Origin of the sequence: Micromonospora sp. NBC_01412, from assembly GCF_045040215.1 — a bacterium.
GTDB classification, from domain to species: domain Bacteria; phylum Actinomycetota; class Actinomycetes; order Mycobacteriales; family Micromonosporaceae; genus Micromonospora; species Micromonospora rubida.
The window spans coordinates 2126357-2143712 of sequence record NZ_CP109528.1 but is presented as its reverse complement, the minus strand read 5'-3'; the positions used below and the strand labels follow the sequence as shown (position 1 = coordinate 2143712).

Sequence of the window (17356 nt, the reverse complement as noted above, 5' to 3'; positions counted from 1 at the left end):
CGGCCATCGTCGTTTATCAGGGACGGCCGCGCCAGAGCCGGTCGGGTGACGGGTTGGTCTCTTCGGGCTGCGCGCCGGGCCACGGGGGTGGCGGCGGGCGGGGCGGTGAGTCGGGAAGTGTCCGGCGGGCGGCATAGAATCGCCCTGCGATGCAGCCTCTCTTCGACATCCCCGCGTCCCCGTCCGTGCCCGAGCCCGCGTCGGCCCCGCCGCGCCGCCCCGGGCCGCCGGCCCGGCTCGATCCGCAGCAGCTGGTGGAGGACCTGAACGGGCCCCAGCGTGACGCCGTCACCCACGCCGGCTCGCCGTTGCTGATCGTGGCCGGCGCAGGCTCGGGCAAGACCCGGGTGCTCACCCACCGGATCGCGTACCTGCTCGCCGCCCGGGACGTGCACCCCGGCGAGATCATCGCGATCACCTTCACCAACAAGGCCGCCGGCGAGATGAAGGAGCGGGTGACCCACCTGGTCGGCCCGCGCGCCCGGCTGATGTGGGTGTCGACGTTCCACTCGGCCTGCGTGCGGATCCTGCGGGCCGAGCACGAGCACGCCGGCCTGAAGTCGACCTTTTCGATCTACGACGCCGACGACTCCCGCCGGCTGATGCAGCTCGTCGCCCGCGAGCTGGACCTCGACCCGAAGCGCTACCCGGCGCGTGGGCTGGCCGCCCAGGTCTCCAACCTGAAGAACGAGCTGGTCGACCCGGAGGAGTTCGCCGGGCGGGCCAACGGCCCCAACGAGCGGGCGCTCGCCGAGGCGTACACGCTCTACCAGCGGCGGCTGCGCGAGGCGCACGCGCTGGACTTCGACGACCTGATCATGACCACGGTGCACCTGTTCCAGTCGCACCCGCACGTCGCGGAGAGCTACCGCCGCCGGTTCCGGCACGTCCTGGTCGACGAGTACCAGGACACCAACCACGCCCAGTACACCCTGATCAAGGAGCTGGTCTCCGGCACCGAGGGGATCGAGCCGGCCGAGCTGTGCGTAGTCGGCGACGCCGACCAGTCGATCTACGCGTTCCGGGGCGCGACGATCCGCAACATCCTGGAGTTCGAGCGGGACTTCACCGATGCCCGGACGATCCTGCTGGAGCAGAACTACCGCTCCACCCAGACCATCCTGAACGCCGCCAACGCGGTGATCGACCGGAACACCTCCCGCAAGCCCAAGCGGCTGTGGAGCGACGCGGGCGCGGGCGAGCAGATCGTCGGGTACGTCGCCGACACCGAGCACGCCGAGGCGGACTGGGTGAGCCGGGAGGTCGACCGGCTGGTCGACGACGGTGCCGCCCGCCCCGGCGACGTGGCGGTCTTCTACCGCACCAACGCCCAGTCCCGGGTCTTCGAGGAGGTGTTCATCCGGATCGGCCTGCCCTACAAGGTGGTCGGCGGGGTGCGCTTCTACGAGCGCAAGGAGGTCCGCGACGCGCTGGCCTACCTGCGCGCGGTGGTCAACGACGACGACACGGTCAGCCTGCGCCGCGTCCTGAACACCCCCCGCCGGGGCATCGGCGACCGCGCGGAGGCGTGCGTCGAGGCGCTCTCCGGCCGGGACCGGGTCTCCTTCGGCGCGGCACTGCGCCGGGCCAAGGACGCCCCGGGCATCTCCACCCGGGCGGCCAACGGCATCGGCGACTTCATCGCGCTGCTGGACGGGGCGCGGGAGCTGGCCGAGACCGGCACCCCGGAGGAGGTGCTGGAGGCGCTGCTCACCCGCTCGGGTTACCTCACCGAGCTGGAGGAGAGCCTCGACCCGCAGGACGCCGGCCGGGTGGACAACCTCCAGGAGCTGGTCAGCGTCGCCCGGGAGTACACCGAGCGGATCGAGGCGCTGGGCGCCGAGGGGGAGCGGGCCACCCTGGCGGGCTTCCTGGAGCAGGTCGCGCTGGTCGCCGACGCCGACCAGATCCCCTCCGACGACCCGGACCACCAGGGCGTGGTCACCCTGATGACCCTGCACACCGCCAAGGGCCTGGAGTTCCCGGTGGTGTTCCTCACCGGGCTGGAGGACGGCGTCTTCCCGCACCTGCGCTCGCTGGGCGACACCCGGGAGCTGGAGGAGGAACGCCGGCTGGCGTACGTGGGCATCACCCGGGCCCGGCAGCGGCTCTACCTGTCCCGCGCGGTGACCCGCTCGGCGTGGGGGCAGCCGGCCTACAACCCGCCCTCCCGGTTCCTGGAGGAGTTGCCGCCGGAGCTGGTCCGCTGGGAGCGCACCGAGGGGACGTACACCTCGTGGGCCGGGGGTGGCGGCGGCGTCGGCGGTCGCGCGGACCGCCCCGGCGGCTTCGCCGGGGGGACGCCCAAGGCGGCCCAGCTGGCCAAGCGGCTCGGCGTGGACGGCAGTCGGCTGACCACGGCCAGCGAGCTGCCCCAGGGGCCCAAGGTGGCGGCCGGGGACCGGGTCAACCACCAGCGGTACGGCCTGGGCCGGGTGCTCGCCGTGGAGGGGCACGGCCCCGGGGCGCGGGCGCAGATCGACTTCGGCGACCAGACGATGTGGCTGGTGTTGCGGCACGCCCCGGTCGACAAGCTCTGACCCGCCCGGCGGCCCGCCCGGCGCGTTGCCGGACGGGCCGTGCTGCCGTGCTGCCGGGCGGGGCCGCCGGACCGGGCCGTGCTGCCGGGCGGGGCCGCCCGGCGGGCTGTCAGCAGGCCACGTCGATGCCCCGGGCGCGCAGGAACGGCGCGGGGTCGATCTGGTTCCACATCTGGCCCTGGTGCACCTCGAAGTGCAGGTGCGGGCCGGTGGAGTCGCCGGTGGAGCCCTCGTAGCCGATGACCTGTCCCGCCTTGACCTTCGCGCCCTCGCTGACGGCGGTGCGGCTCTGGTGGGCGTAGTGGGTCAGGTAGCCGTTGCCGTGGTCGACGAAGACGGAGATGCCGTACCCGTCGCCGACATCACTGGCCTTGACCACGGTGCCCGCTGCGGCGGCGTGGATCGGGGTGCCCGCAGGCAGGGCGAAGTCGATGCCGGCGTGCAGAGTGCCCCACCGTTGGCCATAACAAGAGGTGATCTGGGCGCCCGCCATCGGGATGACCCAGGCCGACGCGGGCTTGCTGGTCTTCTTCGGCGTGGGCCTCGGCGTGGGCTTCGTGGTGACCTGCTTCGTCGGGCTGGCACTGGGGCTGGCGCTCGACGGGCTCGGCGCCGGGGTGGTGGGACTGGCGGACGGGGTGACCGGGTCGGCCGACTCGCGGACGGAGCGGTCGGCCCGGTCGGCGGCCTCGGCGCGGGCCTGTGCGTCGATCGCCACGGCGGCCGGGGTCGGCGAGCCCTCGCCGCGCGTGGTGGCGACGGCGACACCGGCGAGGCCGAGCCCGACCAGGGCCGCCGCGCCGATCACCAGGGCCCGCCCGCCGCGCCGGGGGCGCAGTCGGTGGCGGGTCGGCGCGTCGGGGGTGCTCTCGTTGCGGATGTTCTCTTCCTGCACGGCGGGGACCTTCACGTCTTCGAGGGGCAGGGACCTCGAAATCCTGGTGTTTGCGCTGTTGGCCGGTGGGTAGGGGGCGGGGTTCCGCCGGCCCGCCAGCAGCCGACTCCCGCCCGTTCCGTCCCGCCCCCGACCGCTTCATCCCGATAAGTGATCATGGTTGGTGTGTCGCCGGCCACATCTTGCGATGTGGCGTAGCAGACATTCGGCCGGCGGGACAACGAAAAAACCGCCCGGATCGACTGATCCGGGCGGTCAACGGGCGATGCTCAGCGTCAGGACGTGGTCACGTCGCTGTAAAATGCCTCGACTTGCATCTTGATGTCCACTCCGCGGTCCTGGAGCCACGGCACCGGGTCCCGGGGATCCCCGTTGACATGGATCTCCAGGTGCAGGTGCGCGCCGTAGGAGTGGCCGGTGTTGCCGACCAGGCCGAGCTGGTCCCCGGCCTTGACCTGCTGGCCCTCCTTGACGGTCACCGCGGAGGAGTGACCGTAGATGGCCTCGCTGCCGTCGGTGTGCTTGACGATGACCGTGTAGCCGTAGCCGCCGAACCAGCCGGCCTTGGTGACGGCGCCAGCGTGGATGGCGACGTAGGGAGTGCCCTCCGGAGCGACCAGGTCGACGCCGGTGTGCAGCTTGCCCCCGTGCATGCCGTAGGGCGCGTTGAAGTCGTAGCCCTGCAGGGGCAGGAGCCAGACGTCCTGCTCGGTGGAGGCCTTCGTCTCCGCCCGACTGTCCCGGGAGGCCCGGTCGTCGGAGTCGGCGCGGGCTGCGACGTCCTGGCTGGTGATGGACGCCTGCTTGAGCTCGTCAAGGACAGACGGGCTGACGCTCTTGGCGTCCGGCAGCGCGGCCGCGCCGAGCGCGACCATGCCCGCACCGACGAACGCGGTGGTGACGACGGCTGCGTAGCGGCTGCGCGGGGGGGTGGGTACGCGGCGGCGACCGCGATATCGATCGGGCTCAGACGACAGGCGCTGGCGCACGCACACCCTCCGTTGTCGGGGTTCCGAAGCGGTCGGCCGGCGCCCCGTGAAGCGGTGGTGAACGTCGGCTGGCCGCGTCGTCACCCGTCGGTGGACCTGATGACAACCGTGGTCACGTTAGCCAACCACCACGCCGGTCACAAGCCAGACCGGGTAATTGGCGTGTCGATCTGTCCGTTTGCGTCCGTTATTGTCAGGACTCGTCACGGTGGGCGTATGCCCTCGTCGCTGCCCGTTCGTCGCGCAGGGTGACGTCGCACACCGGATGTCCGAACCCCGCCCGAAACCCCTACGCTTTTCGTGGTGTGGACGCCCGGATTCCCCGGTCTCGGCCGGTCGGGTTACCGTTCGTTCAGGTGACAGTCGTAGCGCCTCGAAAGGTGTCCGCTGATGAGCTCTCGTATCCGGGTCGTCGTCGCGAAGCCGGGCCTCGACGGCCACGACCGCGGGGCCAAGGTGGTCGCCCGTGCCCTGCGGGACGCTGGCATGGAGGTCATCTACACCGGCCTGCACCAGACCCCGGAGCAGATCGTGGAGACCGCCATCCAGGAGGACGCCGACGCCGTCGGGCTCTCCGTGCTGTCCGGGGCGCACATGACGCTGTTCCGGCGGGTCATCGAGCTGCTCGGTGAGCGGGACGCGCGCGACATCGTCGTCTTCGGCGGCGGCATCATCCCGGACGCCGACCTCCCCGAGTTGGAGCGGCTCGGCGTCGCGAAGGTGTTCACCCCGGGTGCGACCACCCGGTCGATCGTGGAGTGGGTCCGGGCCAACGTCGCCCAGTCGGTCGCCTGACCCGGCGGTCGCCACCCTCCCCCAGACACGGGGGAGGGGCCGGACGCACCCCTCACACGTCCGGCCCCTCTATGCACGATGCCCCGCCGCCACCCCTCGACCGACAGGGCATCGGCCGTCTCCCGCCGTCGCGCTGACCAGCAGCGTTCCGACATCTGACTCAACGAGGCCCTGGCCAGGGGGTTACGCCGCCCGCCGAACATCGTCGACAGGAATCCCACGGCCGGCCCACCCCGCCCGCCGGCCCCGCCGGCCAACGGGACGATCGACCCGCCGACCCGCCGACCCGCCGGCTGGTGGCCGGTGGCCGGTGGCCAACGGGACGCCCCAAGCCGCCACCGGATCGCTCCAGACAGCTCGGTCCTTTCACGGATGATCCGGTTCTTTCGGGCAGTCGGGCTCTTTCGGGCGGCTTCGGCCCATCGGGACCGCGGGCCCGCCGGGACCGCCTGGGCCCACCGGCGACCGCGCGGGGCTGCCCGGATCCGGGGCGCACGGGGCCCACTGGGCTGGTTGTGGATTAGGGCACACCGTGCACCCGCTCGGTTGCCGGCCGTGCCGACCTCGCTAGGCTGCGCCCAATGGCCTGTTTCAACTGATGACAGGCATCAAACTGTTTTCACACGCTGGTGGCGGCGCGACGGCGCGCCGCGGAGACGGGACGGGACGCGCAATCGTGGACCTGTACGAGTACCAGGGGCGGGACCTGTTCGAGCGGCACGGCTTGCCCGTGCTCGCCGGCGGCGTCGCCAACACCCCGGAGGAGGCCCGCGCGATCGCCGAACGCCTCGGCGGTCGCGTGGTCGTCAAGGCGCAGGTGAAGGTCGGCGGCCGCGGAAAGGCCGGCGGCGTCAAGCTGGCCGAGGGCGCGGATGAGACGGTGGCCCGTGCCACCGACATCCTCGGCATGGACATCAAGGGTCACACGGTCCACAAGGTCATGATCACCGTGACCGCGGACGTGGCCGAGGAGTACTACTTCTCGTACCTGCTCGACCGGGCGAACCGCACCTTCCTCTGCATCGCCAGCGTCGCCGGCGGAATGGACATCGAGCAGGTCGCCGCCGAGACCCCGGACAAGGTCGTCAAGGCTCCGATCGACGCCGTCAAGGGCGTCGACGAGGCCAAGGCCCGCGAGATCGTCACCGCCGCCAACTTCCCCGCCGACGTCGCTGACCAGGTCGTCGACGTCGCCGTCGGGCTGTGGCAGGCGTTCGTCGCCGAGGACGCCACGCTGGTCGAGGTGAACCCGCTGGCGACGACGAGCGACGGCAAGCTGCTGCTGCTCGACGCCAAGGTGACCCTGGACGAGAACGCCGGGTTCCGGCACCCCGACCACGAGGCCCTGGTCGACCAGGCCGCGGTGGACCCGCTGGAGCAGGCCGCCAAGGAGAAGGACCTCAACTACGTCAAGCTCGACGGCGAGGTCGGGATCATCGGCAACGGCGCGGGCCTGGTCATGTCGACCCTCGACGTGGTCGCCTACGCGGGCGAGCGGCACGGCGGCGTCAAGCCGGCCAACTTCCTCGACATCGGCGGCGGCGCCAGCGCCGCGGTGATGGCGAACGGGCTGGAGATCGTCCTGTCCGACCCGTCGGTGCGCAGCGTGTTCGTCAACGTCTTCGGCGGCATCACCGCCTGCGACGAGGTCGCCAACGGCATCGTGCAGGCGCTGGCCCTGTTGGAGCAGCGCGGCGAGAAGGTCACCAAGCCGCTCGTGGTCCGCCTCGACGGCAACAACGCCGAGGCCGGTCGGGCGATCCTCGACAGCGCGAACAACCCGCTCGTGCAGCGGGTCGACACCATGGATGGCGCGGCCGAGCGGGCCGCCGAGCTGGCGGCTGCGGGGGTCTGATCATGGCTATCTGGCTGACCAAGAACTCGAAGGTCATCGTGCAGGGGATGACCGGTTCCGAGGGTTCCAAGCACACCCGGCGGATGCTTGCCGCCGGCACCGACGTCGTCGGCGGCACCAACCCGCGCAAGGCGGGCCAGACCGTGGACTTCGACGGCACGGCGCTGCCGGTCTTCGCGACCGTCGCCGACGCCATGGCCCAGACCGGTGCCGACGTCACGGTGATCTTCGTCCCGCCGCAGTTCACCAAGGCCGCCGTGATCGAGGCGATCGACGCCGAGATCCCGCTGGCCGTGGTGATCACCGAGGGCGTACCGGTGCACGACACCGCCGCGTTCTGGGCGTACAACGTGGCCAAGGGGGAGCGGACCCGGATCATCGGGCCGAACTGCCCGGGCATCGCCTCGCCGGGCGCCTCCAACGCCGGCATCATCCCGGCCGACATCACCGGCACCGGCCGGATCGGCCTGGTCAGCAAGAGCGGCACGCTGACCTACCAGATGATGTACGAGCTGCGCGACATCGGCTTCTCGACCTGCGTCGGCATCGGCGGCGACCCGATCATCGGGACCACCCACATCGACGCCCTGGCCGCGTTCGAGGCCGACCCGGAGACCGACGCGATCGTGATGATCGGCGAGATCGGCGGCGACGCCGAGGAACGGGCCGCCGACTTCATCAAGGCGAACGTGACCAAGCCGGTGGTCGGCTACATCGCCGGCTTCACCGCCCCGCCCGGCAAGACCATGGGCCACGCCGGCGCGATCATCTCCGGCTCGGCGGGCACCGCCGAGGCGAAGAAGGAGGCGCTGGAGGCCGTCGGCGTGAAGGTCGGCAAGACCCCGACCGAGACCGCCAAGCTGATGCGGGAGATCATGTCCGCCGGCTGAGCAGCCTGAGCCGCGCAGAGGGGGTCGACCGGGCGGTCGGCCCCCTCGCGTCGTAGAGATCAGTCATTGTTCCAGAACGGGTAGTTGCCGTTCGCCCGCAGGATCACGCTGCCGATGATGTTGATCACGCCGAACGCGATGGCGAGGTAGCCCAGCACCGGCGACTGGCCGTACCGTTTGGCGTCCCGGACAGACAGGTACCCAAAGACGATGCCGAGGACGCCGCAGCAGATCAGGCCCAGGACGATGCCGAGCACGCCCCACAGCGTGGTGCGGTCCCGGCCGGCGGCCGGTGGCGGCGGTGGCGGCGGATACGGAGCGTTCACGGCTACCTCCGAGTGGTCTGGTCGGCCTGCTCCAGCCGGCCGACCGCAGGCCGGCACCCGGAAGAGGCCGCGACAGGAGAAGTTCGCGTCTGGGCCGAGGCTAGACCGGATTACGGGCGACAAGTCGGTAGATCACGAACTTGCGGCCGGTCGGGCGCGGTATCGGACTGCCCGCGACGGCGCGGCATGCCAGAGTAGACGCGATGTCCTCCGTCACCCCTGATCAGCCCCGCCGTCCGGCCACCGGGGTGGGCGCCGACGATCGGCCCGCCGGCCGCCCACCGGGTCCCCGGGTGCCCGCGCCCCGGGCCGGGGAGGCCCCCCGCAACCGGGCCCCGCTCGCGGTCGCCGCCGGGGTCGCCGCCACCTGGGCCGCGCTCACGTCGTACCTGCCGGTTGCGCTGGTGCTCGGGCTCGCCCAGCTCAGCGAGGACGCCGGCTCCGTCGCCGGGGCGCTGCGCGCCGGCCTGGGCGGCTGGCTGCTCGGCCACGGGGTCCCGCTGGCCACCGACGCCGGCCCGGTCGGCCTCGCCCCGGTGGCGCTCACGGTGCTGGCGGTCTGGCGGCTGTTCCGGGCCGGCGTGCACACCAGCCGGGCGATCGGGGCCCGGGGCGGGCGCTCGCCGCGCCAGGCGCTCACCGCCGCCGGCGCGGTCGGCGTCGGGTACGCGTTGCTGGGCACCCTCGCCGCGGTGCTGGCCGGCGTCGGCGGGCCGGCGGTGTCCCCGATCCGCGCCGGCGGGACCTTCGCGATCTTCGGCGCGCTCGCGGCCCTGGCCGGGGCGGCCCGCACCACCGGCGTGGCCGGCCTGCTCGTCGAGCGGGTGCCCGCCCTGGTGCGGGACGGGGTGCGCACCGGTCTGGTCGCCGGGCTGCTGCTGCTGGGGGCGGGGGCGGGAGTAGCCGGATTGGCGATCGCCACCGGCGGCGGGGACGCGGCGGACATGATCGGGGCGTACCGCACGGGGGTGGCCGGGCAGGCCGGGATCACCCTGGTCAGCCTCGCCTACGCGCCGAATGCCACGGTCTGGTCCGCCAGCTACCTGCTCGGCCCCGGGTTCGCCGTCGGCGCCGACACCGTCGTACGCACGAGCGAGGTTTCGCTCGGCGCGCTGCCGGCCCTACCGTTGTTGGCCGGCCTGCCCAGCGGGCCGGTGGACGGATTCGGGGCGGCCCTGCTCGCGATCCCGGTCCTGGCCGGCATGGCCGCCGGCTGCCTGCTCGCCCGCCGGCTGCGGCGGGCCGCCGGGCAGCGGACGCAGCTGGCCTGGTCCGCCCTGCTGGTACCGGCGGCCCTTGCCGGCCCGGTCGCGGGGCTGCTGCTCGGGGTGCTCGCGGGGGCCTCCGGCGGGCCGCTCGGCGGGGGGCGGCTGGCCGAGATCGGCCCGGTCCCGTGGCAGGTGGCCGGGACGGCCACGGCGGTGGTCGCGGCCGGCGCCCTGCTCGGCGCCGCCGCCACCCGCTCCCTGTCGAAGGGCCGGACCCCTTCCTGACGCTCCGGTGGAGCGGGTGGCGACGGCGACGCGGTGGCGACGGCGCGGCGCCGGGACGCGCCGAGGGGCGCCCCGGAAACTGTCCGGAGCGCCCCTCGGTGGTACCGCCGACTCAGGAGGTCGGCAGGTTGACGTTCGCCACGATGCTGAGGATGAACAGCACGATGCCGAGCCCGACACCCACCGCACCGCAGATCAGACCGGTCTTGGCCTGGCCGTCGTTGCTGGCCAGGCCCTGGTTCGCCTTCTGCCGGCCGAGGTAGCCGGTGACCACCGCGGCGATGCCGACCGGGACGCCCAGGTACAGGCAGCAGACCAGCGGGATCGACGCGATGCCGAGGATCATCGACACCAGGCCGAGGGTGTTCTGCTGGCCCTGCGCCTGCGGGTAGCCGGCGTTCGGGTAGCCCGGCGCGGCTCCGTAGGGCTGCTGGGCGTACGGGTCCTGCCCGTAGGGCTGGCCCGGGGCGGGCTGGCCGTAGGGCTGGCCCGACGTCGGCTGCTGGCCGTACGGCTGACCGGCGGCCGGCTGCTGGCCGTACGGCGCCTGCGGCTGCTGGCCGTACGGGTCCTGCCCGTACGGCTGCCCCGATGTGGGCTGCTGCCCGTACGGCGCCTGCGGGGGCTGCTGGGCGTACGGGTCGTTGTACTGCGGCTGGTTCGGGTCGTTGGGCTGCTGGCCGTACGGGTCCTGACCGGGCTGCATTCGCTGGTGCTCCTTGCCTGAGGCTGCTGTCAGTAGCTGGTGGTGCTGGTATCCGCACCCATGATCGCCCCAATACCGCCCAGTGCGCAGCACACGATGAAGATCACGTACCAGGCGATGCCGACGATCAGGGCCCACTTGGACCACTTCTTCGACTCGGCGGCCGCCGCCTGCGCCCCCGCGTAGTCGCCCTGCTGGATCAGCGGGTTGACCTTCGACGCGTTGATGATCGCCGGGATGGCCAACGGCCAGAAGAGGAAGATGGCCACGATGGACATCGTCATGTTGTTATTGATCTGTTGCGGTTGGGGGGATGTGTAGTTGGGCTGCATCGCGGCCTACTCCTCTGAGTCCATCGACACAACGGGCGTGTCGGTCACTGACGGGTGCGGGACCAGGCTTGCGCCGGGCACCGAGCGACCGGCAGCGTACAGGGTGGGGGCGACAGCGGCGGTCACCAAATTCTCGTTGTCGGGATCCGGATCGCCCGCGCCGACGGTCGATCCGGCCTGCCCGCCCACACGAGAGCCGCCCCGACCTGCCCGATAGGGTGGCGGCGTGACCGAGCCCGCGCCCGTCGCCCGCATCGTCGTCCTCGTCTCCGGCTCCGGCAGTAATCTCCAGGCGTTGCTTGACGCCGCCGTCGACCCGGCCTACGGGGCCAGGGTGGTCGCCGTAGGCGCGGACCGGGACGGCATCGCCGGCCTGGACCGGGCCGCCGCCGCCGGGGTGCCGACCTTCGTCGAGCGGGTCTCCGACCACCCGACCCGGGCGGACTGGGACGCCGCGCTCACCGCGCAGGTCGCCGCGCACCGCCCCGACCTGGTGGTCTCCGCCGGCTTCCTCAAGCTGGTCGGCCCCGACTTCCTCGCCGCGTTCGGCGACCGCTACCTCAACACGCACAACACCCTGCTGCCGGCGTTTCCCGGCATCCACGGCCCCCGGGACGCCCTCGCCTACGGCGTGAAGATCACCGGGGCCACCCTCTTCTTCGTCGACGCCGGGATGGACACCGGCCCGATCGTCGCCCAGGTCGCCGTACCGGTGCTCGACGACGACGACGAGGATGCGCTCACCGAGCGCATCAAGTCCGCCGAGCGCCGGCAGCTCGTCGAGCAGGTCGGTCGGCTGGTCCGCGAAGGCTGGACGATCACCGGAAGAAAGGTCACCTTTCCGTGAGTGCCACTGAGGACGAGCGCCGCCCGATCCGGCGGGCGCTGGTCAGCGTCTACGACAAGAAGGGCCTGGTCGAGCTGGCCCGGGCCCTGCACGCGGCCGGCGTGGAGCTCGTCTCGACCGGCAGCACCGCGTCGACCATCGCCGACGCCGGGGTGCCGGTGACCCCGGTCGAGTCGGTGACCGGCTTCCCCGAGATCCTCGACGGCCGGGTGAAGACCCTGCACCCGGCGATCCACGGCGGCCTCCTGGCCGACCTGCGCAAGGACTCGCACGCCGCCCAGCTCGACGAGCACGGCATCGCCGGGATCGACCTGCTGGTGTCCAACCTCTACCCGTTCCAGGCCACGGTCGCCTCCGGCGCGGGCGTCGAGGAGTGCGTGGAGCAGATCGACATCGGCGGCCCGGCGATGGTCCGCGCCGCAGCCAAGAACCACGCCTCGGTGGCCGTGGTCACCGACCCGGCCGGGTACCCGGCCGTGCTGGCGGCCATCGGCGAGGGCGGGTTCACCCTGGCCCAGCGCCGGGCGCTGGCGGCCCGCGCTTTCGCCGCCATCGCCGAGTACGACGTGGCCGTGGCCGAGTGGTGCGCCGTCACCCTGGCCCCGGACGCCGGGGGGTGGCCGGAGTTCGCCGGGCTGGCGCTGCGCCGCGGGCCGGTGCTGCGCTACGGCGAGAACCCGCACCAGGCCGCCGCGCTCTACGCCGACCCGAGCAGCCCGGCGGGCCTGGCCCAGGCCGAGCAGCTGCACGGCAAGGAGATGTCGTACAACAACTACGTCGACGCCGACGCCGCGTGGCGGGCGGCGAACGACTTCGCCGACCAGCCGGCCGTGGCGATCATCAAGCACGCCAACCCGTGCGGGATCGCGGTCGGCGGTGACGTCGCCGAGGCGCACCGCCGGGCGCACGCCTGCGACCCGGTGTCGGCGTACGGCGGGGTGATCGCGGTCAACCGGCCAGTCTCCGTGGAGCTGGCCCGGCAGGTCGCCGACATCTTCACCGAGGTGCTGGTCGCGCCGGAGTTCGAGCCCGGCGCGGCGGAGGTCCTCCAGGGCAAGAAGAACATCCGGCTGCTGCGCGCCCCGGCGTACGCCCCGCTGCCGGCGGAGTGGCGGCAGGTCACCGGCGGCATCCTGGTCCAGCTGGCCGACCGGATCGACGCCGACGGCGACGACCCGGCCAACTGGCGGCTCGCCACCGGCGAGGCGGCCGACGAGGCGACGCTGCGCGACCTGGCGTTCGCCTGGCGGGCGGTGCGCGCCGTGAAGAGCAACGCGATCCTGCTGGCCAAGGACGGCGCGACCGTCGGGGTCGGCATGGGTCAGGTCAACCGGGTCGACTCGGCAAAGCTTGCGGTCACCCGGGCCGGCGTCGAGCGGGCCGGGGGCTCGGTCGCCGCCTCGGACGCGTTCTTCCCCTTCGCCGACGGCGCGAAGATCCTCATCGAGGCCGGGGTGAAGGCGATCGTCCAGCCGGGCGGCTCGATCCGCGACGAGGAGGTGATCGCCGCCTGCAAGGAGGCCGGCGTCACCATGTACCTGACGGCCACCCGCCACTTCTTCCACTGATCACCTGACCCGCCGCCGCCCGGCGGCGGCGGGTCAGATGGTGGTGGGCCGGAGTTCGGCGAAGTGGCAGGCCGACGGGTGGGGGTCGGCCGCGCGGGGGACCGGGTGGGGTTCCTCGCGGGCGCAGACCTCCTGGGCCTTCCAGCAGCGGGTGCGGAAGCGGCAGCCGCTCGGCGGATCCGCCGGGCTGGGCACGTCGCCGGTGAGCCGGATCATGGTCCGGTCGTTGCGGGCGCCCGGGTCGGGCACCGGCACCGCCGACAGCAGCGCCTGGGTGTACGGGTGGGTGGCCCGCTCGTAGATCTCGTCCTCGGTGCCGATCTCGACGATCTTGCCGAGGTACATCACGGCGACCCGGTCGGCGATGTGCCGCACCACGGACAGGTCGTGGGCGATGAAGACGTAGGACAGGCCGAACTCGTCCTGGAGCTGTTCCAGCAGGTTGATGACCTGGGCCTGGATGGAGACGTCCAGGGCCGACACCGGCTCGTCGCAGACGATGATCTCCGGGCGCAGGGCGAGTGCCCGGGCGATGCCGATGCGCTGGCGCTGGCCGCCGGAGAACTGGTGCGGGTACCGGTTGATGTGCTCCGGGTTCAACCCGACCACGTCCAGCAGCTCCTGCACCCGCTTGCGCTTGCTGCCCTTCGGCGCGGCGTCCGGGTGGATGTCGAACGGCTCCCCGATGATGGCGCCGACCGTCATCCGCGGGTTCAACGACGTGTACGGGTCCTGCATCACCATCTGCATGTTGCGTCGCAGCCGGCGCAGCTCCGCCCCGGAGGACCGGAACAGGTCCCTACCCTCCAGCGTGGCCCGGCCGGAGGTGGGCGTCTCCAGCCGCATCAGCAGCCGGGCCAGGGTGGACTTGCCGCAGCCGGACTCGCCGACCACGCCGAGCGTCTCGCCCCGGCGCAGCTCGAAGCTGACCCCGTCGACGGCGCGCACCGCGCCGACCTGGCGCTGGAACAGCACCCCCTGGTTGATCGGGAAGTGCTTGACCAGGTTGTCGACGGCGAGGATGGTCTCGCCCCGCACCTTGGCCGGGCTAGCGGGCGCTGTCATCACGGACCTCCTGCGCGAAGTGGCACGCGCTGGTCCGGCCGTCGCCGAGGACCAGGTCGTTCGGCACCACGTCGACGCAGACCTGCTGCACGTACGGGCACCGGGGGTGGAAGGGGCAGCCGGAGGGGATCCGCATCAGGTTCGGCGGCAGCCCTCTGATCGTCGACAGGGCCTGGCCGCGCACGTCCAGGCGCGGGATCGACTCCAGCAACCCCTTCGTGTACGGGTGGGCCGGCGCCCGGTACAGCGAGTGGACGTCGGCGTGCTCGATGATCCGGCCCGCGTACATGACGGCGATCCGGTCCGCGACGCCGGCCACCACGCCGAGGTCGTGGGTGATCAGGATCATCGCCATGTCCAGGTCCCGGCGCAGGTCGGCGAGCAGGTCCATGATCTGGGCCTGCACGGTGACGTCCAGCGCGGTGGTCGGCTCGTCGGCGATCAGCACCTTCGGGTTGAGCGCCAGCGCCATCGCGATCATGACACGCTGCCGCATCCCGCCGGAGAACTGGTGCGGGTAGTCGCCGAGCCGGCTGGCCGCGGCGGGGATCCGCACCAGGTCCATCAGCTCGATGGTCCGGGCCTTGGTCGCGGCCCGGGACATCCCCTCCCGGTGGCGCAGCGTCTCGCCGATCTGCCAGCCGACGGGGAAGACCGGGTTCAGCGCGGACAGGGCGTCCTGGAAGATGATCGCGATCTCCTTGCCGCGCACCTGGCGACGCTGTTCCTCCGACTGGCGGAGCAGGTCCCGGCCCCGGTAGAGGATCTGCCCGGAGCGGATGTGCGCCGGGGGAGTGTCCAGGATGCCCATGATCGCCTGCGCGGTGACGGACTTGCCGGACCCGGACTCGCCGAGCACGGCCAGGGTCTCGCCGGCGTCCAGGTGGTACGAGACACCGTTGATCACCCGGGCCACCCCCTCGCCGGTACGGAACTCGACGTGCAGGTCCCGGACCTCCAGGAGGTGGCCGCCCTCGGGCGTCGGGGAGGCCGGCACGGGCCGGACGGCGGACTGGCTCATGGGAATCTCACCGCAGCTTCGGGTCGAAGGCGTCACGGATCGCGTCGCCGAGCATGATGAAGGCCAGCACGGTCAGCGCGAGGAAGGTCGAGGGCACCACCAGCGGGATGGCGGACTCCCGCATGTGCACCCGGCCGGCGTCGATGTCGATGCCCCAGGAGATGGTCGGTGCCTTGAGGCCGATGCCGAGGAAGCTCAGCGTCGCCTCGGCGGAGATGAACGAGCCGAGCGCGATGGTGAGCACCACGACCGCCGGGGCGAGCGCGTTCGGCAGGATGTGCCGCCACATGATCCGGCCGTTGCCGGCCCCGAGCATCCGGGCGGCGGCGACGTAGTCCTGCTCCTTGGCGGTGATCACCGAGGAGCGGATGACCCGGGCCGCCGTGGTCCAGCCGAGCACCGCCAGCACGAAGATCACCGCGAACAGCCGGACGTTGTCGCTGCTGGAGCTCACCCGCTTGAGCAACACGATCGCGGCGAGCAGCAGCGGGATGCCGAGCACGATGTCGACCACCCGGGAGAGCACCGCGTCGATCCACCGGCCGAAGTACCCGGCGACCATCCCGACGACCAGCGCGATCAGCCCGGTGAACAGCGCCGAGAGTGTGCCGACCAGCAGCGACGCGCGGGCGCCGTACACCGCTCGGGCGTACGTGTCGCAGCCCTGGAAGTCGTACCCGAAGATGGCCCCGCCGGACGGCCCGGCGTGCTGGCGGGAGAGCACGCAGTCGCGCGGGTCGTTGGCGGTGAACAGCGCCGGGACGACCGCCATCGCGGCGACCAGGACGACCAGGAACAGGCTGATCCAGAAGATCGGTTTGCGGCGCAGGTCGCGCCAGGCGTCGCCCGCCAGGCTGCGCGGCTTCCGGGGCACGCCGACCTGGTTGGGCGCCCCGGGCTCGCCCGACGGCCCTCGTCGCGCGGCCTGGTTCTCGGTGGCCGCCACGGTCTCGAAGTCACTCATGCCGCCACCTCGCTGCGCTCGGCGTCGGCATGAGTCCCAGACGCTGCGCCGACGATTCGTTCGCTGCGCTCACTCATAGCGGATCCTCGGATCGAGTACGGCGTACAGGACGTCCACCACCAGGTTGGAGACGAGGTAGACCACGACGAGCACGCTGACGATGCCCACCACCAGCGGGCCGTCCTCGGTGCGGATGCCGCGGAACAGGTTGAACCCGACGCCCGGGATGTTGAACACGCCCTCGGTGATGATCGCGCCGCTCATCAGGTTGCCCAGCTCGACCCCGAGGAAGGTGATCACTGGGATGAGCGAGTTGCGCAGCACGTGCACGCTCACGATCCGCCGCTTGACCAGGCCCTTCGATCGGGCGGTGCGGACGTAGTCGGCGCGCAGGTTCTCCGCGACCGAGGTCCGGGTCAGCCGCAGCGCGGTGGCCAGCGACAGCGAGCCGAGCACGATGCCGGGCAGCAGCAGCGCGTACAGGTCGGGGTCGGCGCCGGCGGTGGGCGGGAAGAGCTGCCACTTGACGCCGAGGAGGTACTGGGCGAGCGGGGCCAGCACGATCGTGGGGATGCCGAGCACCAGCAGGGTGAGCACCAGCGTCGCGTTGTCGAAGATGCTGCCCCGCCGGATGCCGGCGATCACCCCGGCGGTGACCCCGATGACGATCGTCACCGCCATGGCGATCAGGGCGAGCTTGACGGTGACCGGCCAGGCTGCGGCGAGGATGTCGCCGATCTGCCGGCCGGTCAGCGACTCCCCCAGGTCGCCCTGGAGCAGGTTCTTCAGGTAGTCGAAGTAGCGGTAGAAGAAGCCGCCGACGCCCGTGGCGTCGAGGTGGTACTTCTCCGTCAGGTATGCCCGCTGGGCGGCGGTGACCGGGCGTTCCCCCGCGAGCGCCTGGATCGGGTCGCCCTGACCGGCGAACATCAGCGCGTAGACGATCAGCGTGGTCCCGAAGAAGGCGAGAACCATCTGGAGCAGTCGCCGCAGAATGAAGCGGAGCATACTGAGCAGTCTTCCTGAAAAGGGGCAAAGCGGTGGCGGGTCGGGTCACCTCGCGGTGACCC

General features: G+C 72.1%; 16 protein-coding genes. 7 read left to right on the top strand and 9 right to left on the bottom strand.

The annotated features are described in order from the left end of the window. Positions 1 to 149 precede the first annotated feature (149 nt). Complete coding sequence (gene pcrA / locus OG617_RS09550) at positions 150 to 2540, top strand: DNA helicase PcrA (protein WP_405100552.1); 2391 nt, start codon at positions 150 to 152, stop codon at positions 2538 to 2540. A gap of 109 nt (positions 2541 to 2649) precedes the next feature. Here pcrA and OG617_RS09545 read toward each other — a convergent pair whose 3' ends face one another. Continuing rightward, positions 2650 to 3435 carry a M23 family metallopeptidase gene (locus OG617_RS09545; RefSeq protein WP_405100550.1) on the bottom strand — a complete coding sequence of 262 codons (786 nt, stop codon included), beginning with the start codon at positions 3433 to 3435 and terminating at the stop codon, positions 2650 to 2652. 275 nt (positions 3436 to 3710) lie between these two features. Further along, positions 3711 to 4424 carry a M23 family metallopeptidase gene (locus OG617_RS09540; RefSeq protein WP_405100548.1) on the bottom strand — a complete coding sequence of 238 codons (714 nt, stop codon included), beginning with the start codon at positions 4422 to 4424 and terminating at the stop codon, positions 3711 to 3713. Between the two features lie 390 nt (positions 4425 to 4814). On the opposite strand from OG617_RS09540, the gene OG617_RS09535 reads away from it, so the two are divergent. The 3 genes from OG617_RS09535 to sucD all read left to right on the top strand — a co-directional run bounded on the left by OG617_RS09535 (position 4815) and on the right by sucD (position 7964). Continuing rightward, on the top strand, positions 4815 to 5219 hold the full coding sequence (locus OG617_RS09535) for a cobalamin B12-binding domain-containing protein (protein WP_396676997.1): 405 nt from the start codon (positions 4815 to 4817) through the stop codon (positions 5217 to 5219). 676 nt (positions 5220 to 5895) lie between these two features. Next, on the top strand, positions 5896 to 7074 hold the full coding sequence (gene sucC, locus OG617_RS09530; RefSeq protein ID WP_405100546.1) for an ADP-forming succinate--CoA ligase subunit beta: 1179 nt from the start codon (positions 5896 to 5898) through the stop codon (positions 7072 to 7074). Between the two features lie 2 nt (positions 7075 to 7076). Beyond that, complete coding sequence (gene sucD / locus OG617_RS09525) at positions 7077 to 7964, top strand: succinate--CoA ligase subunit alpha (protein ID WP_405100544.1); 888 nt, start codon at positions 7077 to 7079, stop codon at positions 7962 to 7964. A 59-nt stretch (positions 7965 to 8023) separates the two neighbouring features. On the opposite strand, the gene OG617_RS09520 is transcribed toward sucD, so the two are convergent. Continuing rightward, positions 8024 to 8290, bottom strand: coding sequence for a DUF4190 domain-containing protein (locus OG617_RS09520; protein WP_405100542.1), 267 nt, complete (start codon positions 8288 to 8290; stop codon positions 8024 to 8026). Positions 8291 to 8493: 203 nt separating this feature from the next. Between OG617_RS09520 and OG617_RS09515 the strand changes: the two genes are divergently transcribed. Beyond that, positions 8494 to 9783: a DUF6350 family protein gene (locus tag OG617_RS09515; protein WP_405100540.1), complete on the top strand. Its 1290-nt coding sequence runs from the start codon at positions 8494 to 8496 to the stop codon at positions 9781 to 9783. Between the two features lie 112 nt (positions 9784 to 9895). On the opposite strand, the gene OG617_RS09510 is transcribed toward OG617_RS09515, so the two are convergent. Further along, positions 9896 to 10489, bottom strand: coding sequence for a DUF4190 domain-containing protein (locus OG617_RS09510; RefSeq protein ID WP_405100538.1), 594 nt, complete (start codon positions 10487 to 10489; stop codon positions 9896 to 9898). Positions 10490 to 10518: 29 nt separating this feature from the next. Beyond that, positions 10519 to 10773, bottom strand: a complete 255-nt coding sequence (locus OG617_RS09505) for a CD225/dispanin family protein (protein ID WP_405100536.1) — start codon at positions 10771 to 10773, stop codon at positions 10519 to 10521. Positions 10774 to 11047: 274 nt separating this feature from the next. Between OG617_RS09505 and purN the strand changes: the two genes are divergently transcribed. Together purN and purH are read left to right on the top strand one after the other, a co-directional pair. Continuing rightward, positions 11048 to 11668, top strand: a complete 621-nt coding sequence (gene purN / locus OG617_RS09500; protein ID WP_405100534.1) for a phosphoribosylglycinamide formyltransferase — start codon at positions 11048 to 11050, stop codon at positions 11666 to 11668. After that, entirely contained in the window at positions 11665 to 13236 is a 1572-nt protein-coding gene (gene purH, locus OG617_RS09495) for a bifunctional phosphoribosylaminoimidazolecarboxamide formyltransferase/IMP cyclohydrolase (protein ID WP_405100532.1), read from the top strand. The genes purN and purH overlap by 4 nt, the downstream gene beginning before the upstream one ends. Before the next feature lie 33 nt (positions 13237 to 13269). Here the strand turns inward: purH and OG617_RS09490 are convergent, their stop codons facing one another. The 4 genes from OG617_RS09490 to OG617_RS09475 all read right to left on the bottom strand — a co-directional run bounded on the left by OG617_RS09490 (position 13270) and on the right by OG617_RS09475 (position 17294). Then, positions 13270 to 14301, bottom strand: a complete 1032-nt coding sequence (locus OG617_RS09490; protein ID WP_405100530.1) for an ABC transporter ATP-binding protein — start codon at positions 14299 to 14301, stop codon at positions 13270 to 13272. Further along, a complete protein-coding gene (locus OG617_RS09485; protein ID WP_405100528.1) occupies positions 14285 to 15322 on the bottom strand; it encodes an ABC transporter ATP-binding protein in 1038 nt (345 codons plus the stop codon). The genes OG617_RS09490 and OG617_RS09485 overlap by 17 nt, the downstream gene beginning before the upstream one ends. Positions 15323 to 15329: 7 nt before the next feature. Beyond that, on the bottom strand, positions 15330 to 16286 hold the full coding sequence (locus OG617_RS09480) for an ABC transporter permease (RefSeq protein WP_405100526.1): 957 nt from the start codon (positions 16284 to 16286) through the stop codon (positions 15330 to 15332). A 69-nt stretch (positions 16287 to 16355) separates the two neighbouring features. Further along, the gene (locus OG617_RS09475) at positions 16356 to 17294 is read right to left on the bottom strand and encodes an ABC transporter permease (protein ID WP_396676985.1); all 939 of its coding nucleotides are present in this window, start codon (positions 17292 to 17294) and stop codon (positions 16356 to 16358) included. Between the last annotated feature and the right edge of the window lie 62 nt (positions 17295 to 17356).